Below are 22,195 nucleotides of genomic sequence, written 5' to 3'. Positions count from 1 at the left end.
AAACGACGCGTCTTTATCAAGGGGAACTCATGACGTATCAACAAGCTGGACGCATTGCAATCCTAAAAAGAGTTGTTGGGTGGGTTATTTTTATTCCGGCACTGCTTTCCACGCTCATCTCAGTCCTTAAATTTATGTATGCGCACAGTGAAAAGCAGGAGGGGATAAATGCGGTAATGCTGGATTTTACCCACGTAATGATAGACATGATGCGCGTGAATACGCCGTTTCTGAATGTTTTTTGGTACAACTCGCCGACGCCGAATTTTCAGGGAAGCCTGAATATCGGTTTCTGGCTCATTTTTATTCTGATTTTTGTCGGGCTGGCGATGCAGGATTCCGGCGCCAGAATGAGCCGCCAGTCACGTTTTTTGCGTGAAGGCGTGGAAGATCAGTTGATCCTGGAAAAAGCAAAAGGCGCGGAAGGGCTAACGCGTGAGCAGATAGAGTCACGTATCGTGGTGCCGCACCATACCATCTTTTTACAGTTTTTCCCGCTCTATATTTTGCCGGTCATTATTATCGTGCTCGGCTACTTTTTCTTTTCCTTGTTAGGCTTCATGTAAACTGAAAAATGCCGGATAGCCCGTATCCGGCATGGGCTGTACCTATACCGCAAGCAGCCGATCCATCGCTTTTTGCGCAGTAGCCAGGTGCTGACCGCCAAACAGCCTTGCCCGATTAAGCAGGGTGTAGAGCTGGTAAATCGGCTGCCTGTCGAGAAAATCCAGCGGTAGCGGCGAAACGGACTGATAGCCGTCATAAATCTGCGGTGGCTGATCGGTATGCAGCGGCAGCATCGCCAGATCGCATTCTCTGTCGCCCCAATAGCAGGCTGGATCGAAGATATAGGGGCCGTCAGGGCCAAGCGCGCAGTTCGCCGACCATAGATCGCCATGCAAAAGAGAAGGCTGCGGTTGATGCGACGCCAGACGTTGCTGAACATGTTCAACAATGGCGTCAATATTACCAAAGGTAATGCCTTTTTCCGCAGCGAGTTCAAGCTGCCAGCCAATGCGCTGTTCGGCGAAAAAAGTCGACCAACGGCGTTGCCAGGTATTCGGCTGCGGCGTGGTAGAGAGCGCGTTATCAAAATCGAGGCCGAATTGAGGTTGGTCGCTCCATTGGTGCAGGCGCGCCAGCTGTTGCCCAAGAATAAACGCATTATGGGCATCCAGCGGGCGGGGCGAGAGGTAGTCCATGACTAAAAAGCTGTAATCCCGATCCGAACCTACCGCCCATACCTTAGGCACAACAACGGTTTTACTGCGGGAGAGCAGCTCCAGCTGATCGGCTTCAGCGGTAAAACCGCGAAGCATTTCTCGTTCATCGCACTTTACGAAAAAATCATGGCCTGCATAACGTAAATGCCATGCGGCATGAACTTCTCCGCCTGGCAGTTCATTACGCAGTTCGATTTCGCCTTCACCGACTTGCTCGCTTAAAAGACGACTGATAGCTTGCCACATAATGTCTCTCCCCACGTTGTCTGCCAGATCATAAGGTTAGCGCAAAAATGCGGTTGAAAAATACGAACTAACGCACATCGCGGACGCGCCGCGGCGGGAATGGCACTTATTGTGCGTTTTTACTCCACGCCTCCCAGGTCGCCACGGTAATGTCGACATCCTTATCTAACGCGCTTTTCGCAAGTCCGGCGACAAGCGCTTTGATTTCATCAGCGCTCTGAGCGCTAACAAAGCCAAACGTATTGGTGCCGAGCTCATGCACATTCCCTTCATCGTCCGTTAATGTCAGCAAAAAACCGCTGCGCGTCAGATGATTATTGAGTTCGTTAATCTCGGTCAGGGAATCTTCATGGAAGGTTACGGTAATAACATAACGGGTAATATCGCCACTGGCCATCGTTCACCTCGTTGGGAGCAACTGTGTTTTTAACAGCGGCGGATGCGCCGCCCGTTAACCGATTTTCCGGTATCCCCCTCGGCGAGGGGGAAACGATTATTGCGCGGAAAGATAGGCGTATATTTTTTGGGTATCGTCACGAGAACACAGACGCGTACCTTGATTGAGCGTAGCAGCGCTGCCTGCCGCCACACCGAAGCGCACCATCTCTTCCAGCGACGCGTCTTGCGCCAGTTTTAACGTCATCGCGCCTACCATACTGTCGCCTGCGCCAACAGTACTTTGACTTTTCACCGGGGGAGGAACAACTTGGATGCAATTCTCACTGTCTATGCCCAGTGCCCCTTGCGGCCCCAGAGAGACCACTACCCGGCGAGCCTTGCCACTTTGCACTAATTCCTGGGCCGCTTTACGCACATCATCAGGTTGCGTCAGATCGCGATTAACCAACGCGCTCAATTCTTTCAGGTTAGGTTTCACCAGTTCGATATCGCCAAGCGCCAGCGCGGCGGTGAGCGCGTCGCCAGAGCTATCAATAATGCAGCGAATGCCTTGCTTCTGCGCGGCGGAAATCAGTTGCGTGAGTTTCTCGACCTTAACGCCGGGCGGAAGGCTGCCGCTGATAACCAGAATTGCCCCGGATTCAATTTCCAGTACCTGTTCTTCAAGCTGGCGAAATTCGTCATCGTCCAGCGTGGCGCCGGGCATAACAAAACGATATTGTTCGCCGCTGGACTCGACGTGGACGTGCAGGTTCTGACGCGTCCAGTCCTTCGCATCGACGGTAGACACGGGGACATTTTCGTCAGCCAGTAGTGCGACCAGATGTTCGCCGGTAGCGCCGCCAGCCGGGAAAATTGCGGTCGCGGTGCCGCCAAGATGCGCAATGGCGCGAGCGACATTAATACCCCCGCCACCGGGTTCGAATACCGGCGCGGAGCACCGCAGTTTACCTTCGGGATAAATTTGCGGCGTGATTGTTGCGCTATCGAGAGAGGGCGCAAGCGTCAACGTATAGATACGTACCATCGTTACCTCCTGTTAGGCTGATTTCAGTCTGGCACTTAATCCCCGGAAAGTGAAGGAATTAACAACATGATTTTCCGGATCTTTATTTAAAGAAGTACGATGTAAAGTTATATAAATAAATGAATGCTTCGGGAGGGTTCTTATTCAAAAAATGAAATAGTAATTGATTGCTATGTTATTCGGGGCTTCTTATAATTCGCTACCTTTCCAGGGGCGTTTGTCATTGATCCCTATGAAAGTTTCCGGGACCGTCGTGGTCTCTTTTTTAGTTGTACGGACTCTATATAAATGAAGCTTTTGAAGGCAGTACCCGCTGTAGTTATGCTGGCGGGTGGCGTGTTCGCGTCTCTGTATGCCGCCGCCGATGATTCCGTTTTTACTGTCATGGATGATCCCTCCACCGCGAAAAAACCTTTTGAAGGTAATCTGAATGCGGGCTACCTTGCTCAGTCAGGCAATACTAAAAGTTCTTCCTTAACGGCTGACACGGCGATGACCTGGTATGGACAACGTACCGCCTGGTCATTATGGGGCAATGCCAGCAATACCTCCTCTAATGATGAACGATCTTCAGAAAAATATGCGGTAGGCGCGCGTAACCGTTTTAATATGACGGATTATGATTATACCTTTGGCCAGGCCAGTTGGCTGACAGACCGTTTCAACGGTTATCGTCAGCGCGACGTACTGACCGCCGGTTACGGGCGGCAGTTCCTTAATGGTCCAGTGCACAGCTTCCGTTTTGAATTCGGTCCAGGGGTTCGCTATGACGAACATACGGACGATACCACTGAAACGCAGCCGTTGGGTTATGCTTCCGGCAGCTATGCCTGGCAGTTAACTGACAATGCTAAGTTTACACAGGGGGTGTCAGTATTTGGCGCAGAAGACACCACACTAAATTCGGAAACAGCCCTCAATGTCGCCATTAACGAACATTTTGGTCTAAAGGTGGGGTATAATTTAACGTGGAACTCGCAGCCGCCTGAATCAGCGCCTGAACATACCGATCGCCGCACTACGGTAACGCTGGGCTATAAGATGTAATATTGTACCGGGTTACATTACGTAACCCGGTTATTCCGTGGTGACGCCTCAGAAGAAGAAGGTGATGTCGCCGTTGATATAAGAATAGTCGTCTCCGGTGCGAAATTCCGACGTGACTTTGTTTAAAGAAAGAGAAAATGCGACGGGAGAATAGCCGATGGTGGCACCGACGCGATATTCATCCACGGTTTTATTAATATCCACCGTTTCCATTTTTGTTTGCAGCGTTTTCCCCTGTAACGTGTAGTTTTTATCAACTTCCCTGCGCTCAACGCCAGCAAATACCTTATAGATCAATCCCTCTTTTTGACTGTGTATTAACCCTCGGCGGGACAGTAACCCAAACCCATTATCAGAGTTGAAGGTCTTATCATTTCCCAGCGCAACGGTTGCGCCGTACCCTAAATACTGGAAGAGATTGCCGCCGACAGCAGAGACTTCTGGATAGAAGCCCACATTGACGCCCAGAATATCAATAGCTGGCGTAAGGGACACCATTCCTTTTGCCGTATAACCATAACGGTTTTCAATTTGATCCTGCCAGGCAGGGTATTTTTCTGCGCCTATTATTCGATGCGCCCGATTCTGAACCTCCTGACCACCTGCGTCAGGACCAATAACGCCGATATCGGTACCTAAACGATAACGTAACCAATTGGTGGCTAATGAATTCCACTCCAGTCCGGTATGAAGAAAGGCGCTGAACGCGCGGTCGCCTTTGACGGCTTCAGGCTTTCTCTTGTTAGCGCCTGATGGAGAATAAATATCTTGCGCGATATGAAAAGAGAGTTGACTGGCGTCAGTGAGATCGTGGCTGTAGCCTAAAAAGAGCCCGGCAGTATAATCACCCCGGTCTGCAGCCTTGTGCCCATAAAGGGCATTTAAGGATGGTTGGAATATACCTGCATCATCATTCGCCACTGAAATAGCAAGGCTACTGGCATTGGCCATTGTGGTCGTACTGAGTATGGCGGCAATCATCGTTGCGCAATAGCTGTATTTGTTCACTTTTTACCCCTGAATATGAAAGTGAATACTCTTATTTTTACAAAGTAATAAGCACAGCAGCATGATGCGCAGTGCTTATTAAACCTTTAAATATAACTAAACTCCTGCCAGCAGCGAGTCATTGAGAGGATACGTTGCCTTAATGTTGAAAAATGGTGTTGAAAAACATGCGTCAGATATTATTGAATATCCATTTTTCATTCGCTATCTGAGTGCGAGAAATTATTGGCTTCACGATTATGCATATAATACGATGTTTTTTGGTATCAACATGAATATCACGTTGTATTCTTTTGAGCTCATTTTCTATGATGACTTCGATGTTTATCTGTTATTAATTTTTACCGTGATAGTGTTGTCTTTAATGATGAGAGTATCTAACGGCTGGTAGGGTAATATAACCAAATTATTACTATCTTAATTATTAGGGCAGTTATTATTAAGGAAGCAAAAGTGAATAAGACCATTAATCTGCTAAAATTACTGCCCGTAGTATTATTAAGCGCATGTACTACATCGTATCCTCCCCAAGATACAACATCGGCACCTGAGTTACCCCATCGTAACGTACTCGTTCAGCAACCTGATAACTGTAGCGTTGGCTGTCCTCAAGGAGGAAGTCAACAAACAATCTATCGCCATGTCTATACGCTCAATAATAATAGCGCCACGAAATTTGCCAACTGGGTTGCCTATAGCGTGACAAAGACCAGCCAGGCAAGCGGTCGCCCGCGGAACTGGGCGCAGGACCCCGATTTACCGCCCTCGGATACGTTGGCCCCTTCCGCCTATAAAAATGCCCATACGCTATTAAAAGTCGACAGGGGGCACCAGGCGCCGTTGGCAGGATTGGGCGGCGTTTCGGACTGGCCGTCGTTAAATTATTTATCGAATATTACGCCGCAGAAATCCGCCCTGAACCAGGGAGCATGGGCTGCACTGGAAAACCGGGTGCGCGAACTTGCCAAACAGGCTGATGTATCTGTAGTGCACGTAGTGACCGGCCCCCTTTTTGAGCGGCATATCGCCACATTGCCAGAAGATGCTACTGTAGAAATTCCCAGCGGGTACTGGAAGGTTTTATTCACCGGAACGGCGCCGTCAAAAAGTGAAGGAAATTACGCTGCGTTTATTATGGATCAGAATACGCCCCGTTCGGCGAATTTTTGCGACTATCAGGTTACCGTGGACGCTATCGAACATAAAACGAAGCCAGTGCTGACGCTGTGGTCTGCCTTGCCTGAAGCGGTAGCCAGCGAGGTGAAAACAACAAAGGGGAGTCTGGCGCAGAAGTTAGGTTGTCGATGAGAAGCGCTATACGGCGCGTAGAAAGATAACGGAGAAATCCTGTCAAGGGTCTTGATTTGCTACAGAGTGATGCAATCTCCCTTTTTTTAGTGTTACCATCGTCATGCCGGACGAAAATAGCGATTTTCGCCTGTGTCGAAGGTTGTGCGCCAATTTAGCAATGGTTGGCTAGATGGATACACAACTCACTGTCAATAAATTCATTTTCTCTTTGTATGTGATCTTGCGTATAAGTACTATCCTTCATTCACATCCATTCACGTTCGTTTAAACCTGTTTCACCAGTTCCGCGTCATTACTGGTAATAACGCATATATATGTTTCATACTGTTTCACATTGATCCCTTTCGTGCCGTAAGATGTGTGTACCTAATCTAACTTAAGCAGGGAACTGTCATTCATAACACAGCGTTTATTGGTATCAATGGTAGATTATATTACGGTGATAATCTCGGGATGATCCGCATATGAGTAGATGTGGATTAGGGTGGAGTAGCGGCAGGACTAATAATAACCGGCGGCGAGAAATACATAATTGAGGGGCTATTCATAAATCATTATTAGGAAACTCAAGCACTATCATGAATGCATCAAAAGTAATTTACGTTGGTAATGCTGTTCAGCAAACCCAACAAGATTTACGCTTCAAAACTAAATAAAACGGCGGCATTGCCGCCGTATAACTTATTTATCGCTTCTTAGTAAAACGAATCTTATATGCGCTGAAAAAACAAAGGAAGATGCAATGTATACCATAAAGGCAATCATCAAATGCTCAGGGAACAACCATCCCATGCTAACAGGAATCACACTTATTCCAATGCAAAATAGGAACATTATGAAATAATGTGCTGACTTTGTTTCCTGAGTTTTATTGGAGAAATACTTAGCCAGGACGCCTTTAAATACTCCAGATATAACTAACCAAACTGGTGTAAAAAGCCCGAAATCTGCGTATAGTTCACCATACCCGAAAGCAGGAGCGCCCTGATTTCTGTAGAATGCATCAGGGAAAAATACTTTTGCCAGATACAATGCGCCAAAATCTTCAGGCTTATCAGGCCAAATAGCCCTCGGAATCCTCGAGTAAACCTCGCTCTCCATTAGTAATTTTCCATACATAAAGTCAAAGTTTGAGGAAGCAACAAGAACAGCATTACGGGTATAATCCGAGTAATTCGCCATATTTTCTATCGGATTCCCATCAGTAAACGTATATGCAAAGAATGCCGTTACAATGACTGCTATAACAGCAAACGATTTCACCAGGAACATAAATTTAATTTTTTTATTTTCAATATATGAAAGATAAAGGATGAATGCTATAAATATACTAAATATTGGTCCTTTGTTACCATGCAAGAAAATAAGTATACAGTTAAATAAAACTATGGAAATACAAAATAACTTTGATTTTTTGTATGTAAAGAACACGCAAATAGAAGCGACAAGAGAAAACATTAATGAAGGATAGAAGTATATACCATACCCTGTTCTGGTTAATTCGTATATTCTTCTTGGGCTAAGTATGTACTCTCTGAACTCCATCAACACTGGAAGGTAAATGATAAAAGCAAGGAGGGTGAATAACAATGAAGTAAACACATACCTTGGTTTATTTTTTGTGTTTGATTTGTTGTATATGGGTTTTCTTTGTGTGTAAAGATAAGAAATAACAAATGATGCTATGTATGTTATATAGCAAGTATAGAAAAACAAATATTCCACTGTATACTTCCGCACCTCTGAGAGGTATACAAATATACCTTCAAACACGTACAGTGTAGGCACTGTTATTATCAGGTATGGGACCATTACGTTTATTATTTTTCCCTCAATTCTTACGGAAAGAGTATAGAGATAAACTATAAATAATAAGCATAATACAATGTATGAAATTATAAGCATATAGAGCCTTTAGAAAAAATGCTTAGTATTAAAAATATTAATAATATTGCCATCAGGCAAACAAGGTGTGGTACGGAAAATCTTCTGGCAAGATATTCTGAATCTGGTAGTCTATAATCATTACTCATCACTATCTTCCCGATATCAAAACCGTGTTATTGACATATTAACACTCATTAACACTCCTATCTACTGCGCCTCCGATAGCATGAAGCTATCAAGCGTTTGCAGCACAAACATCAAGCAATGTAAATGCTTTTGATAATTACGCATGATTGTTACTGCGTTTATATACAGTGGTATTCAAAGGTTCATCATGAGGTTCCCTAGTTCTGTAAAAGACTATACAGAGAAAGGGCTATCACTTGACGAGTAACTCATCTCACATCGTGCCGCGACATACTTCAAGCAACACAGACGAATTACAAGTACGGCATCATAAGGGAGACGTTGCTAGTTATAGAAGCTTCATAGCAGCATGTAATGGCTCTTTGCTGGTATGTGCTTTGGAAAGTGGGTTTCGTATTGTGCGTTATCGCATGCTGCCAGGTCCCCATCTGGAGAATAATAGATAGCGGTCGTCGTAAAAAGCTATCTGATGTGAATGACTCATACGGTGGCAGTAAGTCGAGACTCAGAGTGACCATGTACATCATTAACGATACGCGTGCTGGGTAGTGTGTTGGGATTCAGGTTCTGTAGAACAGAAAGATGCAATCTCCCTTTTTTTAGTGTTACCATCGTCATGCCGGACGAAAATAGCGATTTTCGTCTGTGTCGAAGGTTGTGCGCCAATTTAGCAATGGTTGGCTAGATGGATACACAACTCACTGTCAATAAATTCATTTTCTCTTTGTATGTGATCTTGCGTATGGGTCACCACTGCAAATAAGGATATTACATGCCTGTTATTACTCTTCCTGATGGCAGCCAACGCCATTATGACCACCCTGTAAGCCCGATGGATGTTGCTCTGGACATTGGTCCTGGCCTGGCGAAAGCCACCATTGCGGGCCGTGTGAATGGCGAGCTGGTTGATGCTTCCGATCTGATTGAAAATGATGCGACGCTTTCCATCATCACCGCAAAAGATGAAGAGGGTCTGGAGATCATTCGTCACTCTTGCGCGCATCTGTTAGGTCACGCAATCAAGCAACTTTGGCCGCACACGAAAATGGCGATCGGCCCGGTTGTCGACAACGGTTTTTACTATGACGTTGATCTTGACCGCACGTTAACTCAGGAAGATGTCGAAGCGCTCGAAAAGCGGATGCATGAGCTCGCCGAGAAAAATTACGACGTTATCAAGAAGAAAGTCAGCTGGCACGAAGCGCGTGAAACCTTCGTGAAGCGTGGTGAAAGCTACAAAGTTTCCATTCTTGATGAAAACATTGCTCATGATGACAAGCCTGGTTTGTACCATCATGAAGAATATGTCGACATGTGTCGTGGTCCGCACGTGCCGAATATGCGTTTCTGCCATCACTTTAAACTGATGAAAACTGCCGGCGCATACTGGCGTGGTGACAGCAATAATAAGATGTTGCAGCGTATTTACGGTACGGCATGGGCAGATAAAAAAGCCCTGAACTCTTATCTGCAGCGCCTGGAAGAGGCCGCAAAACGCGACCACCGTAAAATTGGTAAGCAGCTCGACCTGTATCATATGCAGGAAGAAGCGCCGGGCATGGTGTTCTGGCATAACGACGGCTGGACTATCTTCCGCGAGCTGGAGGTCTTTGTTCGTTCTAAACTCAAAGAGTACCAGTATCAAGAAGTTAAAGGCCCGTTCATGATGGACCGTGTGCTGTGGGAAAAAACCGGGCACTGGGACAACTATAAAGATGCGATGTTCACCACGTCCTCAGAAAACCGCGAATATTGCATCAAGCCGATGAACTGCCCGGGCCACGTTCAGATCTTTAACCAGGGTCTGAAATCCTATCGTGATTTGCCGCTGCGTATGGCGGAATTCGGTAGCTGCCACCGTAACGAGCCATCAGGCGCGCTGCATGGTCTGATGCGCGTACGCGGCTTTACGCAGGATGATGCGCATATCTTCTGCACCGAAGAGCAGATCCGCGATGAAGTTAACGCTTGTATTCGTATGGTCTACGATATGTACAGCACCTTTGGCTTCGAGAAGATCGTCGTCAAGCTTTCCACTCGTCCTGACAAGCGTATCGGCAGCGATGAGATGTGGGATCGTGCTGAGGCGGATCTGGCGGTTGCGCTGGAAGAAAATAATATCCCGTTTGAGTATCAACTGGGTGAAGGCGCATTCTACGGTCCGAAAATTGAATTTACCTTATATGACTGCCTCGATCGTGCATGGCAGTGCGGTACAGTACAGCTTGACTTCTCCTTACCGTCTCGTCTGAGCGCCTCCTATGTAGGTGAAGACAACGAGCGTAAGGTGCCGGTAATGATTCACCGTGCGATTCTTGGGTCGATGGAACGCTTCATCGGTATCCTGACCGAAGAGTTCGCTGGTTTCTTCCCGACATGGCTCGCGCCTGTTCAGGTAGTCGTGATGAATATTACCGATTCGCAGTCTGAATACGTTAACGAATTGACGCAGAAACTACAAAATGCGGGCATTCGTGTAAAAGCAGACTTGAGAAATGAGAAGATTGGCTTTAAAATCCGCGAGCACACTTTACGTCGTGTCCCTTATATGTTGGTCTGTGGTGATAAAGAGGTGGAAGCAGGCAAAGTTGCCGTTCGCACCCGCCGCGGTAAAGACCTGGGCAGTCTGGACGTAAATGACGTGATTGAGAAGCTGCAACAAGAGATTCGCAGCCGCAGTCTTCAACAACTGGAGGAATAAAGTATTAAAGGCGGAAAACGAGTTCAAACGGCGCGTCCGAATCGTATTAATAGCGAAATTCGCGCGCAAGAAGTTCGCTTAACAGGTCTGGAAGGCGAGCAGCTTGGTATTGTGAGTCTGAGAGAAGCTCTGGAAAAAGCTGAAGAAGCCGGAGTAGACTTAGTCGAAATCAGCCCTAACGCCGAGCCGCCGGTTTGTCGTATAATGGATTACGGCAAATTCCTCTATGAAAAGAGTAAGTCTTCTAAGGAACAGAAGAAAAAGCAAAAAGTTATCCAGGTGAAGGAAATTAAATTCCGTCCTGGGACAGATGAAGGCGACTATCAGGTAAAACTCCGCAGCCTGATTCGCTTTCTCGAAGAGGGCGATAAGGCCAAAATCACGCTGCGTTTCCGCGGTCGTGAAATGGCCCACCAGCAAATCGGTATGGAAGTGCTTAATCGCGTGAAAGACGATTTGCAAGAACTGGCAGTGGTCGAATCCTTCCCAACGAAGATCGAAGGCCGTCAGATGATCATGGTGCTTGCTCCTAAGAAGAAACAGTAAGGCCTTCAAGTAACAATTCTGTGAAGCCTTCGGGCTTCACAGGTTTTGTTCGCCTATGTTTCGTTTATTAACAATGCGAAGTGGAAGTTATTAAAATGCCAAAAATTAAGACCGTACGCGGTGCTGCTAAGCGCTTCAAAAAAACCGGTAAAGGTGGTTTTAAGCACAAGCACGCTAACCTGCGTCACATTCTGACCAAAAAAGCGACTAAACGTAAACGTCACCTGCGTCCGAAAGCCATGGTTTCTAAAGGCGATCTGGGCCTGGTTATCGCGTGCCTGCCGTACGCATAAGCCGTTAACGTTTTTAACTTTTTAATTAGAATAGATACAGGAGAGCACATATGGCTCGCGTAAAACGTGGTGTAATTGCACGCGCACGTCACAAGAAAATTTTGAAACAAGCCAAAGGCTACTACGGTGCGCGTTCTCGCGTATACCGCGTTGCCTTCCAGGCAGTTATCAAAGCTGGTCAGTATGCTTACCGTGACCGTCGTCAACGTAAGCGTCAGTTCCGTCAACTGTGGATTGCGCGTATCAACGCAGCAGCACGTCAGAACGGTATTTCTTACAGCAAATTCATCAACGGCCTGAAAAAAGCCTCTGTTGAAATCGACCGTAAGATCCTGGCTGATATCGCCGTATTCGACAAAGTCGCGTTCACCGCACTGGTTGAAAAAGCGAAAGCAGCTCTGGCATAAGCCAGTGAAAAGAGGGAGCCTGGCTCCCTCTCTTTTATTTACTGTTCAGTGAGTTGACAATTGACCTGTAACCCTTTTCAATAAAGGATATTCGGTTTTACCACATAAGGTAACGCAAGCATGAACGCTGCTATTTTCCGTTTCTTTTTTTACTTTAGCACCTGATCCCAGGAGGCTAGCGCGTGAAAAACGAAACGAAAAACAGCGCAAAAAAGCCTCCTGATGGAGGCTTTTTTTGTATCTGAAATCGAGAGATTACGTCCAATGAACCGGTGTCTTCACCGACACAATGAGGAAAACCATGTCACATCTCGCAGAGCTGGTTGCCAATGCAGCGGCCGCCATTAACCAGGCGTCAGATGTTGCCGCGTTAGACAATGTACGCGTCGAATATTTGGGCAAGAAAGGGCATTTAACCCTTCAGATGACGACCCTACGCGATCTGCCGCCGGAAGAGCGTCCGGCAGCCGGGGCAGTCATTAACGCCGCGAAAGAGCAGGTACAACAGGCGCTTAACGCGCGTAAAGCCGAGCTGGAAAGCGCAGCGCTTAACGCCCGTCTGGCCGCTGAAACCATTGATATCTCCCTGCCGGGGCGCCGTATTGAGAACGGTGGTCTGCATCCGGTCACGCGTACCATTGACCGTATTGAAAGTTTCTTCGGTGAGCTTGGTTTTACCGTGGCGACTGGCCCGGAAATCGAAGATGACTACCATAACTTCGATGCGTTAAACATTCCGGGTCATCATCCGGCCCGCGCCGATCATGATACCTTCTGGTTTGACGCGACCCGTCTGCTGCGGACCCAGACGTCTGGCGTCCAGATCCGGACGATGAAAGCGCAGCAACCGCCGATCCGTATTATTGCGCCGGGCCGTGTATACCGTAATGACTACGACCAGACGCATACTCCGATGTTCCATCAGATGGAAGGTCTGATTGTTGATACCAACATCAGCTTCACCAACCTCAAAGGTACGCTGCACGACTTCCTGCGTAATTTCTTTGAGGAGGATCTGCAGATTCGCTTCCGTCCTTCTTATTTTCCGTTCACCGAACCTTCTGCGGAAGTGGATGTGATGGGTAAAAACGGCAAATGGCTGGAAGTGCTGGGCTGCGGGATGGTGCATCCGAATGTGCTGCGTAATGTCGGTATCGATCCGGAAATCTATTCTGGCTTCGCTTTTGGTATGGGGATGGAACGTCTGACCATGTTGCGTTACGGCGTCACCGACCTGCGTTCATTCTTCGAAAACGATCTGCGTTTCCTCAAACAGTTTAAATAAAGGCAGGATAAAACAATGAAATTCAGCGAACTGTGGTTACGCGAGTGGGTTAACCCGGCAATTGATAGCGATACGTTGGCTAACCAGATTACGATGGCTGGCCTGGAAGTAGACGGCGTTGAGCCGGTCGCGGGAAGCTTCAATGGCGTTGTGGTTGGGGAAGTGGTTGAGTGCGCCCAGCATCCGAACGCTGACAAATTGCGTGTAACGAAAGTCAACGTCGGCGGAGAACGCCTGTTGGATATCGTCTGCGGCGCGCCAAACTGTCGTCAGGGGCTGAAAGTAGCGGTGGCCACCATTGGCGCCATCCTGCCGGGCGATTTCAAAATTAAAGCGGCGAAACTGCGCGGCGAACCGTCTGAAGGGATGCTGTGCTCCTTCTCCGAACTGGGGATTTCCGACGATCACAGCGGCATTATCGAACTGCCGGCGGATGCGCCGCTGGGTACCGATATCCGTGAATACCTGAAGCTCGACGACAATACCATCGAAATTAGCGTCACGCCGAACCGTGCGGATTGCTTAGGTATCATCGGCGTTGCGCGTGATGTGGCGGTACTGAACAAAGCGCCGCTCCAGGAGCCTGAAATGGCGCCGGTTGCGGCAACCATCAGCGATACGCTGCCGATTACGGTAGAGGCCGCTGATGCGTGTCCACGCTATCTTGGCCGGGTGGTAAAAGGCATCAATGTTAACGCGCCGACGCCGCTGTGGATGAAAGAGAAACTGCGTCGCTGCGGTATTCGCTCCATCGATGCGGTGGTTGACGTCACGAACTATGTGCTGCTCGAACTGGGTCAGCCAATGCATGCTTTCGATAAAGATCGCATTGATGGCGGTATTGTCGTGCGGATGGCAAAAGAGGGTGAAACCGTCGTCCTGCTGGACGGTAGCGAAGCGACGTTAAATGCGGACACGCTGGTGATCGCCGATCACCATAAGGCGCTGGGGATAGCCGGTATTTTTGGCGGCGAACATTCCGGCGTGAACGGCGAAACGCAAAATGTGCTGCTGGAGTGTGCGTATTTTAATCCGCTGTCTATCACCGGTCGCGCTCGCCGCCACGGTCTGCATACCGATGCGTCTCACCGCTACGAGCGCGGGGTAGACCCGGCGCTGCAATATAAAGCGATAGAGCGCGCTACTCGTCTGCTTCTTGATATCTGTGGCGGTGATGCGGGTCCGATAATTGATGTGAGCAACGAAGCAACGTTGCCGAAACGCGCCACCATTACGCTGCGTCGCAGTAAACTGGATCGCCTGATCGGGCATCATATTGCGGATGAGCAGGTCAGTGATATTCTGCGTCGTCTGGGCTGTGAAGTGACCGAAGGGCAGGACGAGTGGAAAGCCGTGGCGCCGACCTGGCGTTTCGATATGGAAATTGAAGAAGATCTGGTGGAAGAGGTGGCCCGCGTTTACGGTTATAACAATATTCCGGACGAGCCAATCCAGGCCGGTTTAATCATGGGGACGCACCGTGAAGCCGATCTGTCGTTGAAGCGGGTTAAAACCATGCTGAACGACAAAGGCTATCAGGAAGTGATTACCTATAGCTTTGTCGATCCTAAAGTACAACAGCTTATCCATCCAGGCGCAGAAGCGCTGCTGCTGCCAAACCCTATCTCCGTTGAGATGTCGGCGATGCGTCTGTCTCTGTGGAGCGGATTGTTGGCGACGGTGGTCTATAACCAAAACCGTCAGCAGAATCGCGTGCGTATTTTTGAAACCGGTTTACGTTTCGTTCCGGATACACAAGCCAATCTGGGTATTCGACAGGATCTGATGCTGGCTGGCGTGATTTGCGGTAACCGCTATGATGAGCACTGGAACCTGGCAAAAGAGACCGTTGATTTCTATGATTTGAAAGGCGATCTGGAAGCAGTATTGGATTTAACCGGCAAACTGGGTGATATCCAGTTTAAGGCGGAGATGAATCCGGCTCTGCATCCGGGACAGTCTGCGGCGATTTATCTGAAAGATGAACGTATTGGTTTTATTGGGGTTGTTCACCCTGAACTGGAACGTAAACTGGATCTGAATGGTCGTACGCTGGTGTTTGAACTGGAATGGAATAAGCTCGCAGACCGTATCGTGCCGCAGGCGCGGGAGATTTCACGCTTCCCGGCCAACCGTCGCGATATTGCGGTTGTTGTTGCAGAAAACGTTCCCGCAGCGGATATTTTATCCGAATGTAAGAAAGTTGGCGTAAATCAGGTAGTTGGCGTAAACTTATTTGACGTGTACCGCGGTAAGGGTGTTGCGGAGGGTTATAAGAGCCTCGCTATCAGCCTGATCCTTCAGGATACCAACCGTACACTCGAAGAAGAGGAGATTGCCGCTACCGTCGCCAAATGTGTAGAGGCATTAAAAGAGCGATTCCAGGCATCATTGAGGGATTGAACCTATGGCGCTTACAAAAGCTGAAATGTCAGAATATCTGTTTGATAAGCTTGGGCTTAGCAAGCGGGATGCCAAAGAACTGGTTGAACTGTTTTTCGAAGAGATCCGTCGTGCTCTGGAAAACGGTGAGCAGGTGAAACTCTCTGGTTTTGGTAACTTCGATCTGCGTGATAAAAATCAACGTCCGGGGCGTAACCCGAAAACGGGTGAAGATATTCCTATTACAGCACGGCGCGTGGTGACCTTCAGACCCGGGCAGAAGTTAAAGAGCCGGGTCGAGAACGCTTCGCCCAAAGAAGAGTAATCAGATCCAGGCATAACATCCATCAGGGTGTATTGCGGCAGATACGCTGCCATCCCGAAAGTAGATCAGCGGGATGACAGCGTATCTGTTAGCCTGAAAGATGACTCGTATAACTAAAAAGGCCGCATTGCGGCCTTTTTTCTTTCAAGTAAAGGATACCCACCGTAAAATCACGCTACCTCTTTTCAGCTGAATGGATAACATGCTGACTTTTGCCCGCCAACAACAGCGACGAAACGTTCGCTGGCTTCTGAGCCTGTCACTGCTGGTGCTACTGGCTACATTTCTGAGCTTATGCGCAGGCGAACAGTGGATTGCCCCCGGTGACTGGTTAAGCGCCCGGGGAGAACTGTTTGTCTGGCAAATTCGTCTTCCCCGCACGCTTGCGGTATTGCTGGTTGGCGCTGCGCTGGCGCTATCGGGCGCTGTGATGCAGGCGCTGTTTGAAAACCCACTTGCTGAACCGGGCCTGCTCGGCGTTTCGAATGGGGCCGGTGTTGGGCTTATTGCCGCCGTCTTACTGGGGCAGGGGCAACTGCCTGGATGGGCGCTGGGACTGTGCGCTATAGCCGGCGCGCTCATTATTACGTTAATCCTGCTGCGTTTTGCGCGCCGCCATCTCTCTACCAGCCGCTTGTTGTTGGCGGGCGTCGCGCTGGGCATTATCTGTAGCGCGCTGATGACGTGGGCTATCTATTTTTCCACCTCTTTCGATCTGCGGCAATTAATGTACTGGATGATGGGAGGATTCGGCGGCGTTGACTGGCAGCAGAGCTGGCTAATGATTGCGCTCATCCCGGTACTGATCTGGATATGTTGCCAGTCGCAACCGCTGAATATGCTGGCGCTAGGGGAAACCTCGGCGCGGCAGCTTGGCCTGCCGCTGTGGTTCTGGCGCAATTTGTTGGTCGTCGCCACCGGCTGGATGGTGGGCGTCAGCGTGGCGATGGCGGGGGCGATTGGTTTTATCGGTCTGGTTATTCCGCACATCCTGCGCTTATGTGGTTTAACCGATCACCGGGTTTTACTTCCCGGCTGCGCGCTGGCCGGGGCTATCGCCCTGCTATTGGCTGATGTGGTCGCCCGACTGGCGCTGGCGTCGGCTGAACTGCCTATCGGGGTGGTCACCGCCACATTGGGGGCGCCAGTGTTTATCTGGCTGCTGCTCAAATCCGCGCGTTAGCGCATCGGTAAACAACTGCGTTCATCATTCGCAGTCTATGATTAAAGGCTAACGATGAAACCCGCTATTCTACCGACATCAGGGAGACACCATGCAAAACTCGCTTCTTAATACTCACGTTACGACGATTGATGGAGAGGTCACTACACTTGAAAAATACGCCGGAAAAGTGCTGCTCATTGTAAACGTCGCCTCCAGATGTGGTCTGACGCCGCAATATGAACAGTTGGAAAATATCCAGAAGGCGTGGGCAGATCAGGGGTTTGTCGTGTTGGGTTTTCCCTGCAACCAGTTTATGGGGCAGGAGCCAGGCAGCGAAGAGGAGATTAAAACCTATTGCGCCAGCACCTGGGGCGTCACGTTCCCGATGTTCAGTAAAATTGATGTGAATGGCGACGCGCGCCATCCGCTGTATCAAAAACTGATAGCCGCTGCGCCAACGGCCGTCGCGCCGGAGAAGAGCGGCTTTTACGAACGGATGGTAAGCAAAGGGCGTATGCCACTCTATCCGGATGATATTCTGTGGAATTTTGAAAAATTTTTGGTAGGCCGGGATGGTCAGGTGGTACAGCGTTTTTCGCCGGATATGACGCCTGAAGATCCTATTGTGATGGAAAGCATAAAAATCGCGTTGGCAAAATAATGTCTCAATTGATGCAATTAAAGGACGTCGCCGAGAGCACCCGCCTGGGGCCGCTTTCCGGCGAAGTAAACGCAGGAGAGATCCTTCACCTTGTCGGGCCGAACGGCGCCGGAAAAAGCACGTTGCTGGCGCGTATGGCGGGGTTAACCTCAGGCGAGGGGAGCATCAGGTTTGGCGGAGCGCCGCTGGAGGCATGGGCGACGGCAACGCTTGCCCAACACCGCGCTTATCTTGCGCAACAGCAAAATCCGCCGTTCGCCATGCCGGTCTGGCATTACCTGACATTGCATCAACCTGATAAAACGCGAACCGGGCAGCTTAACGAGGTAGCCGATATGCTTGGATTGGGCGACAAACTGGGGCGAAGCGTGAATCAGCTTTCCGGTGGCGAGTGGCAGCGCGTTCGCCTTGCTGCCGTTGTACTACAAATTCATCCCGACGCTAATCCGGTCGGTCAATTATTGCTGCTTGATGAGCCGATGAACAGTCTCGATGTTGCGCAACAAAACGCTTTGGATCGGGTATTACATCATTTGTGTCAGGCAGGAATCGCGATTGTGATGAGTAGCCACGATCTGAACCACACGCTGCGCCATGCGCATAAAGCCTGGTTACTAAAGCGCGGTAAACTCATTGCCTGCGGCCGCCGGGAAGAGGTGCTCACCCCCTCTTATCTGGCGCAAGCCTACGGTCTGCGCTTTCGACGACTCGACGTTGAGGGGCATCCAATGCTCATTTCGGCCACTTAAGTAAAATCGTTTCTTGAAAAGCAGGTAATTTCGACGCTAAATTAATACCAAAATAAAAACAGAGGATTGTTGCGGCATGCGTTTTTGGCTTCTTGTTATCACAGCATTGTTCCTGGCAGGATGCAGTACTCATCGGGCACCGGCGCCAAACGCCAGATTATCAGACTCCATTACCGTCATTGCGGGTCTGAACGATCAGTTGCAGTCCTGGCGTGGTACGCCATACCGTTACGGCGGCATGAGTCGCAGAGGCGTGGACTGTTCCGGCTTTGTGGTAGTCACTATGCGCGACAAGTTTGATTTGCAGTTGCCTCGTGATACGCGTGAACAATCAAAAATCGGCACCAGAATCGATAAAGATGAATTGCTGCCTGGAGATTTGGTTTTCTTTAAAACCGGTTCGGGCGAAAGTGGTTTACATGTTGGTATTTACGATACAAATAATGAGTTTATTCATGCCTCTACCAGTCGTGGCGTGATGCGTTCATCGCTGGATAATGTGTACTGGCGAAAAAACTTCTGGCAGGCACGGCGAATTTAACCTCGCAGACGATATAAATTTTATAGTCTATTTTTAACATACCGTCGGTTGAACTTATGACATCTGTTGTCATCATATATAATGATATAACCGTAGCATTTACAAACGTACTTTTATTAAAAACGGGCGTGCTCACGCCCTGTTAAAAGTACAACATTGGATATTGGTTTATAATCAGAGTAAGTTAAAAAAAGGAACCGGTTTACCGGTAAACAAGAAAAATGATGACGCTTCAATTAGTATCTGAAGTTACGTCTGTTTCCGTCCGTAGTGACTGGATGGCGAATAGCGCCCTAACCATGGGACTGGCGTAATGATTGCTTCACTTGATGAGCTTTACCATTCCGAACTCTTTTTCCTTCCCGTCATGGATGAAAACGCTCGGCTTGTTGGTTTAGAGATTATTGCAACGTTTGCCGCTGAAGACGGCGCCGTGCGGATGCCGACTGAGTTGGTAGCGCCTCGCCTTTCGGTGGAGGAGCAATACTGTCTGTTTGTTGAAAAACTGGCGTTGTTAGAAACCTGTCAGCACTTTTTTATTCAGCATAAACTTATTGCATGGCTTAATTTACCGCCTGCAATTAGTGACTTATTATTATTAGATAGCGAACTTTTTTCCCGGGCAGCGCGCTTTCCGTTTCTTGAATTAGCTATAAATGAGAATTATCCTGGGTTAAACCAGGGCAAAAACAATGAAACGTTAGCTAATCTGGCAATGCATTTCCCATTAATGCTGGCAAATTTTGGGGCAGGCGAGGCGTCGACTAAAGCTATTTTCGATGGGCTTTTCAAACGAGTCATGTTGGATAAAAATTTTATTCAGCAGCGAGCTGAAATGATCTCATTCGAACCATTCATGCACGCTATCGTTGCCCAGCTCTCCTCCAGCTGCGAGTCGCTGATGATTGCCGGTATTGATACTGAGGCGATGTTTGCGCGCGCAGCGCCATTGGGGTTTAGCGCATTCCAGGGCGGACTATGGCCTCCGGTGCCAGTAAGCCAGCTCATTAAACTCGTTCAGCGATAACCTTTCTGTTTGCCGGTGTTTAACCGGTGATTAACCGTCTACACTGAAGACAGGAGGCCCTATGACCCTGTCTTTTACTGCCCGTTGGCGCGATGAACTGCCAGCAACGTATACCGCGCTTTTACCCACACCGTTAAAAAATGCGCGACTGATTTGGTATAACGACGAACTGGCGCAGCAGCTAGCCATTCCCGCTTCGTTATTTGACGCTACCAATGGCGCTGGCGTTTGGGGCGGCGAAACCTTATTACCCGGTATGTCACCTGTCGCGCAGGTATATAGCGGGCATCAGTTCGGCGTCTGGGCGGGACAACTCGGCGACGGACGCGGTATTTTGCTGGGCGAACAGCTCCTGGCGGATGGCTCGACCCTCGACTGGCATCTGAAAGGTGCCGGATTAACACCCTATTCGCGAATGGGGGATGGACGCGCCGTCCTGCGTTCAACCATACGAGAAAGCCTTGCCAGCGAAGCCATGCATTATCTGGGTATTCCCACTACGCGCGCGTTATCTATCGTAGCCAGCGATACGCTGGTTCAGCGAGAGACGCAGGAAACGGGCGCGATGTTAATGCGTCTGGCACAAAGTCATATGCGTTTTGGTCATTTCGAACATTTCTACTACCGCCGTGAGCCGGAAAAAGTTCAGCAACTGGCTGATTTCGCTATTCGTCATTACTGGCCGCAATGGCAGGATGTCCCGGAAAAATATGCTTTGTGGTTTGAAGAGGTGGCGGCGCGTACCGGAAGACTCATCGCCGAGTGGCAAACCGTCGGTTTTTCGCACGGTGTTATGAATACGGATAATATGTCGATTCTGGGGCTGACCATCGACTATGGCCCCTTTGGTTTTCTCGACGACTACGATCCCGGCTTCATTGGTAACCATTCCGATCATCAGGGACGTTACCGCTTCGATAATCAACCGTCGGTGGCGCTGTGGAATTTACAACGTCTGGCGCAGACGCTAACCCCTTTTATTGAGATCGACGCGTTAAACAGAGCGCTGGATCGTTACCAGGACGCGTTGTTAACGCACTATGGGCAGCGAATGCGCCAGAAGCTGGGTTTCTTTACCGAGCAAAAAGACGATAACGCTTTACTGAATGAATTGTTTAGTCTGATGGCGCGCGAAGGGAGTGATTATACCCGTACATTTCGGATGTTAAGCCATACGGAGCAACAGAGCGCTTCCTCGCCGTTGCGGGATACGTTTATCGATCGCACGGCGTTCGATGCCTGGTTCGACCGCTACCGGGCGCGATTGCGCACAGAGGCGGTGGATGACGCGCTGCGCCAGCAGCAGATGCAACGCGTGAATCCTGCGGTTGTGTTGCGCAACTGGCTGGCGCAACGCGCGATAGATGCGGCTGAACAAGGAGACATGGCGGAACTGCATCGGTTGCATGAAGTTTTACGTCAACCTTTTACCGATCGAGATGATGACTATGCCAGCCGACCGCCGGAGTGGGGAAAACGGCTGGAGGTCAGTTGTTCAAGTTAGCCAGATGCCAGCAGCATCGTCTGCTGGCGGAGCGTTATTTGGTTAACAGTAGCTTACCAGCCTGAGTTTTACGCAACAGATACTCCTGACCATTGTGATCGATAATGACTTTGCCGTCCGGACCTAATAGCGCCTGACTGTTGACGCGCCGTTCAGCGGCAGGGAGAAGCGTTTCATTGTCTATTTCCTTAGGGTGAGGCAGCTCGGTGTTATCCATACGCGACATGCTATTTATTAATAATCAAACTCACAATGATTATTATTATCAATAATTAATGCGATAACAGCAAGTGCTAATTCTGTGGAGTGATATA

23 protein-coding genes, 2 pseudogenes and 1 other annotated feature are annotated in these 22,195 nt (G+C 49.0%); of the genes and pseudogenes, 19 read left to right on the top strand and 6 right to left on the bottom strand.

What is annotated here, in order from left to right:
• Positions 1–29: 29 nt before the first annotated feature.
• The gene (locus ACLJPE_RS04755) at positions 30–566 is read left to right on the top strand and encodes a YniB family protein (RefSeq protein WP_000222158.1); all 537 of its coding nucleotides are present in this window, start codon (positions 30–32) and stop codon (positions 564–566) included.
• Positions 567–608: 42 nt separating this feature from the next.
• Here the strand turns inward: ACLJPE_RS04755 and ACLJPE_RS04750 are convergent, their stop codons facing one another.
• The 3 genes from ACLJPE_RS04750 to pfkB all read right to left on the bottom strand — a co-directional run bounded on the left by ACLJPE_RS04750 (position 609) and on the right by pfkB (position 2,895).
• Entirely contained in the window at positions 609–1,469 is an 861-nt protein-coding gene (locus ACLJPE_RS04750) for a fructosamine kinase family protein (protein WP_000267686.1), read from the bottom strand.
• A gap of 106 nt (positions 1,470–1,575) precedes the next feature.
• Positions 1,576–1,866, bottom strand: a complete 291-nt coding sequence (ghoS, locus tag ACLJPE_RS04745) for a type V toxin-antitoxin system endoribonuclease antitoxin GhoS (protein ID WP_000146133.1) — start codon at positions 1,864–1,866, stop codon at positions 1,576–1,578.
• A 96-nt stretch (positions 1,867–1,962) separates the two neighbouring features.
• Complete coding sequence (gene pfkB / locus ACLJPE_RS04740) at positions 1,963–2,895, bottom strand: 6-phosphofructokinase II (protein WP_000251707.1); 933 nt, start codon at positions 2,893–2,895, stop codon at positions 1,963–1,965.
• Between the two features lie 288 nt (positions 2,896–3,183).
• On the opposite strand from pfkB, the gene ACLJPE_RS04735 reads away from it, so the two are divergent.
• Entirely contained in the window at positions 3,184–3,942 is a 759-nt protein-coding gene (locus tag ACLJPE_RS04735) for a YdiY family protein (RefSeq protein WP_000770981.1), read from the top strand.
• A 48-nt stretch (positions 3,943–3,990) separates the two neighbouring features.
• Here ACLJPE_RS04735 and ACLJPE_RS04730 read toward each other — a convergent pair whose 3' ends face one another.
• The gene (locus ACLJPE_RS04730; RefSeq protein ID WP_001046433.1) at positions 3,991–4,950 is read right to left on the bottom strand and encodes a lipid A deacylase LpxR family protein; all 960 of its coding nucleotides are present in this window, start codon (positions 4,948–4,950) and stop codon (positions 3,991–3,993) included.
• 142 nt (positions 4,951–5,092) lie between these two features.
• Between ACLJPE_RS04730 and ACLJPE_RS04725 the strand changes: the two are divergent.
• The 3 genes and pseudogenes from ACLJPE_RS04725 (at position 5,093) to ACLJPE_RS04715 (ending at position 6,636) form a co-directional block, all read left to right on the top strand.
• Positions 5,093–5,371: pseudogene (locus ACLJPE_RS04725) on the top strand (hypothetical protein).
• Between the two features lie 32 nt (positions 5,372–5,403).
• On the top strand, positions 5,404–6,258 hold the full coding sequence (locus tag ACLJPE_RS04720; protein WP_001044092.1) for a DNA/RNA non-specific endonuclease: 855 nt from the start codon (positions 5,404–5,406) through the stop codon (positions 6,256–6,258).
• Positions 6,259–6,430: 172 nt separating this feature from the next.
• Positions 6,431–6,636: pseudogene (locus ACLJPE_RS04715) on the top strand (hypothetical protein).
• Positions 6,637–6,942: 306 nt separating this feature from the next.
• Here the strand turns inward: ACLJPE_RS04715 and rfc are convergent.
• Complete coding sequence (gene rfc, locus ACLJPE_RS04710) at positions 6,943–8,166, bottom strand: O-antigen polymerase Rfc (protein ID WP_052893972.1); 1,224 nt, start codon at positions 8,164–8,166, stop codon at positions 6,943–6,945.
• A gap of 901 nt (positions 8,167–9,067) precedes the next feature.
• Between rfc and thrS the strand changes: the two genes are divergently transcribed.
• The 14 genes from thrS to selO all read left to right on the top strand — a co-directional run bounded on the left by thrS (position 9,068) and on the right by selO (position 21,881).
• Entirely contained in the window at positions 9,068–10,996 is a 1,929-nt protein-coding gene (gene thrS, locus ACLJPE_RS04705; protein WP_023232950.1) for a threonine--tRNA ligase, read from the top strand.
• 3 nt (positions 10,997–10,999) lie between these two features.
• The gene (gene infC, locus ACLJPE_RS04700; protein WP_001574431.1) at positions 11,000–11,542 is read left to right on the top strand and encodes a translation initiation factor IF-3; all 543 of its coding nucleotides are present in this window, start codon (positions 11,000–11,002) and stop codon (positions 11,540–11,542) included.
• 95 nt (positions 11,543–11,637) lie between these two features.
• Entirely contained in the window at positions 11,638–11,835 is a 198-nt protein-coding gene (gene rpmI, locus ACLJPE_RS04695; protein ID WP_001124225.1) for a 50S ribosomal protein L35, read from the top strand.
• A 50-nt stretch (positions 11,836–11,885) separates the two neighbouring features.
• On the top strand, positions 11,886–12,242 hold the full coding sequence (gene rplT, locus ACLJPE_RS04690) for a 50S ribosomal protein L20 (protein WP_000124850.1): 357 nt from the start codon (positions 11,886–11,888) through the stop codon (positions 12,240–12,242).
• A 115-nt stretch (positions 12,243–12,357) separates the two neighbouring features.
• Positions 12,358–12,481, top strand: a sequence feature (Phe leader region).
• The gene (gene pheM, locus ACLJPE_RS04685) at positions 12,363–12,407 is read left to right on the top strand and encodes a pheST operon leader peptide PheM (RefSeq protein ID WP_001386830.1); all 45 of its coding nucleotides are present in this window, start codon (positions 12,363–12,365) and stop codon (positions 12,405–12,407) included. Its footprint overlaps the feature before it by 45 nt.
• A gap of 62 nt (positions 12,482–12,543) precedes the next feature.
• Positions 12,544–13,527 (top strand): phenylalanine--tRNA ligase subunit alpha, encoded by a 984-nt coding sequence (pheS, locus tag ACLJPE_RS04680; protein ID WP_000018570.1) that lies wholly within the window; start codon positions 12,544–12,546, stop codon positions 13,525–13,527.
• A 15-nt stretch (positions 13,528–13,542) separates the two neighbouring features.
• Positions 13,543–15,930, top strand: a complete 2,388-nt coding sequence (pheT, locus tag ACLJPE_RS04675) for a phenylalanine--tRNA ligase subunit beta (protein ID WP_039513237.1) — start codon at positions 13,543–13,545, stop codon at positions 15,928–15,930.
• Positions 15,931–15,934: 4 nt separating this feature from the next.
• Positions 15,935–16,234 (top strand): integration host factor subunit alpha, encoded by a 300-nt coding sequence (gene ihfA / locus ACLJPE_RS04670; protein WP_001229266.1) that lies wholly within the window; start codon positions 15,935–15,937, stop codon positions 16,232–16,234.
• 202 nt (positions 16,235–16,436) lie between these two features.
• The gene (gene btuC, locus ACLJPE_RS04665; RefSeq protein ID WP_000954977.1) at positions 16,437–17,417 is read left to right on the top strand and encodes a vitamin B12 ABC transporter permease BtuC; all 981 of its coding nucleotides are present in this window, start codon (positions 16,437–16,439) and stop codon (positions 17,415–17,417) included.
• Between the two features lie 91 nt (positions 17,418–17,508).
• Positions 17,509–18,060 carry a glutathione peroxidase gene (locus ACLJPE_RS04660; RefSeq protein WP_023232948.1) on the top strand — a complete coding sequence of 184 codons (552 nt, stop codon included), beginning with the start codon at positions 17,509–17,511 and terminating at the stop codon, positions 18,058–18,060.
• Entirely contained in the window at positions 18,060–18,809 is a 750-nt protein-coding gene (btuD, locus tag ACLJPE_RS04655) for a vitamin B12 ABC transporter ATP-binding protein BtuD (protein WP_023232947.1), read from the top strand. The genes ACLJPE_RS04660 and btuD overlap by 1 nt, the downstream gene beginning before the upstream one ends.
• 76 nt (positions 18,810–18,885) lie before the next feature.
• On the top strand, positions 18,886–19,350 hold the full coding sequence (locus ACLJPE_RS04650; RefSeq protein ID WP_001213256.1) for a C40 family peptidase: 465 nt from the start codon (positions 18,886–18,888) through the stop codon (positions 19,348–19,350).
• A 313-nt stretch (positions 19,351–19,663) separates the two neighbouring features.
• The gene (gene ydiV / locus ACLJPE_RS04645; protein WP_000562007.1) at positions 19,664–20,377 is read left to right on the top strand and encodes an anti-FlhDC factor YdiV; all 714 of its coding nucleotides are present in this window, start codon (positions 19,664–19,666) and stop codon (positions 20,375–20,377) included.
• 61 nt (positions 20,378–20,438) lie between these two features.
• Positions 20,439–21,881: a protein adenylyltransferase SelO gene (selO, locus tag ACLJPE_RS04640; protein WP_023232946.1), complete on the top strand. Its 1,443-nt coding sequence runs from the start codon at positions 20,439–20,441 to the stop codon at positions 21,879–21,881.
• Positions 21,882–21,915: 34 nt separating this feature from the next.
• On the opposite strand, the gene hemP is transcribed toward selO, so the two are convergent.
• Positions 21,916–22,107 carry a hemin uptake protein HemP gene (gene hemP, locus ACLJPE_RS04635; protein ID WP_000089115.1) on the bottom strand — a complete coding sequence of 64 codons (192 nt, stop codon included), beginning with the start codon at positions 22,105–22,107 and terminating at the stop codon, positions 21,916–21,918.
• Positions 22,108–22,195 lie beyond the last annotated feature (88 nt).

It is taken from the genome of Salmonella sp. SAL04196 (genome assembly GCF_046550835.1).
In the GTDB taxonomy this organism is placed as follows: domain Bacteria; phylum Pseudomonadota; class Gammaproteobacteria; order Enterobacterales; family Enterobacteriaceae; genus Salmonella; species Salmonella enterica.
Note: the sequence above shows the minus strand (reverse complement) of the source record. Positions and strands in the feature narration are given on the sequence as shown.

Coding starts and splice junctions, on each gene's coding strand:
- ACLJPE_RS04755 (WP_000222158.1), top strand. CDS start 30: ATGACGTATCAACAAGCTGGACGCATTGCAATCCTAAAAAGAGTTGTT.
- ydiV (WP_000562007.1), top strand. CDS start 19,664: ATGATTGCTTCACTTGATGAGCTTTACCATTCCGAACTCTTTTTCCTT.
- ihfA (WP_001229266.1), top strand. CDS start 15,935: ATGGCGCTTACAAAAGCTGAAATGTCAGAATATCTGTTTGATAAGCTT.
- btuD (WP_023232947.1), top strand. CDS start 18,060: ATGTCTCAATTGATGCAATTAAAGGACGTCGCCGAGAGCACCCGCCTG.
- rfc (WP_052893972.1), bottom strand. CDS start 8,166: ATGCTTATAATTTCATACATTGTATTATGCTTATTATTTATAGTTTAT.
- thrS (WP_023232950.1), top strand. CDS start 9,068: ATGCCTGTTATTACTCTTCCTGATGGCAGCCAACGCCATTATGACCAC.
- ACLJPE_RS04660 (WP_023232948.1), top strand. CDS start 17,509: ATGCAAAACTCGCTTCTTAATACTCACGTTACGACGATTGATGGAGAG.
- pheT (WP_039513237.1), top strand. CDS start 13,543: ATGAAATTCAGCGAACTGTGGTTACGCGAGTGGGTTAACCCGGCAATT.
- ACLJPE_RS04650 (WP_001213256.1), top strand. CDS start 18,886: ATGCGTTTTTGGCTTCTTGTTATCACAGCATTGTTCCTGGCAGGATGC.
- ghoS (WP_000146133.1), bottom strand. CDS start 1,866: ATGGCCAGTGGCGATATTACCCGTTATGTTATTACCGTAACCTTCCAT.
- hemP (WP_000089115.1), bottom strand. CDS start 22,107: ATGTCGCGTATGGATAACACCGAGCTGCCTCACCCTAAGGAAATAGAC.
- ACLJPE_RS04750 (WP_000267686.1), bottom strand. CDS start 1,469: ATGTGGCAAGCTATCAGTCGTCTTTTAAGCGAGCAAGTCGGTGAAGGC.
- btuC (WP_000954977.1), top strand. CDS start 16,437: ATGCTGACTTTTGCCCGCCAACAACAGCGACGAAACGTTCGCTGGCTT.
- pfkB (WP_000251707.1), bottom strand. CDS start 2,895: ATGGTACGTATCTATACGTTGACGCTTGCGCCCTCTCTCGATAGCGCA.
- ACLJPE_RS04735 (WP_000770981.1), top strand. CDS start 3,184: ATGAAGCTTTTGAAGGCAGTACCCGCTGTAGTTATGCTGGCGGGTGGC.
- selO (WP_023232946.1), top strand. CDS start 20,439: ATGACCCTGTCTTTTACTGCCCGTTGGCGCGATGAACTGCCAGCAACG.
- rplT (WP_000124850.1), top strand. CDS start 11,886: ATGGCTCGCGTAAAACGTGGTGTAATTGCACGCGCACGTCACAAGAAA.
- rpmI (WP_001124225.1), top strand. CDS start 11,638: ATGCCAAAAATTAAGACCGTACGCGGTGCTGCTAAGCGCTTCAAAAAA.
- pheS (WP_000018570.1), top strand. CDS start 12,544: ATGTCACATCTCGCAGAGCTGGTTGCCAATGCAGCGGCCGCCATTAAC.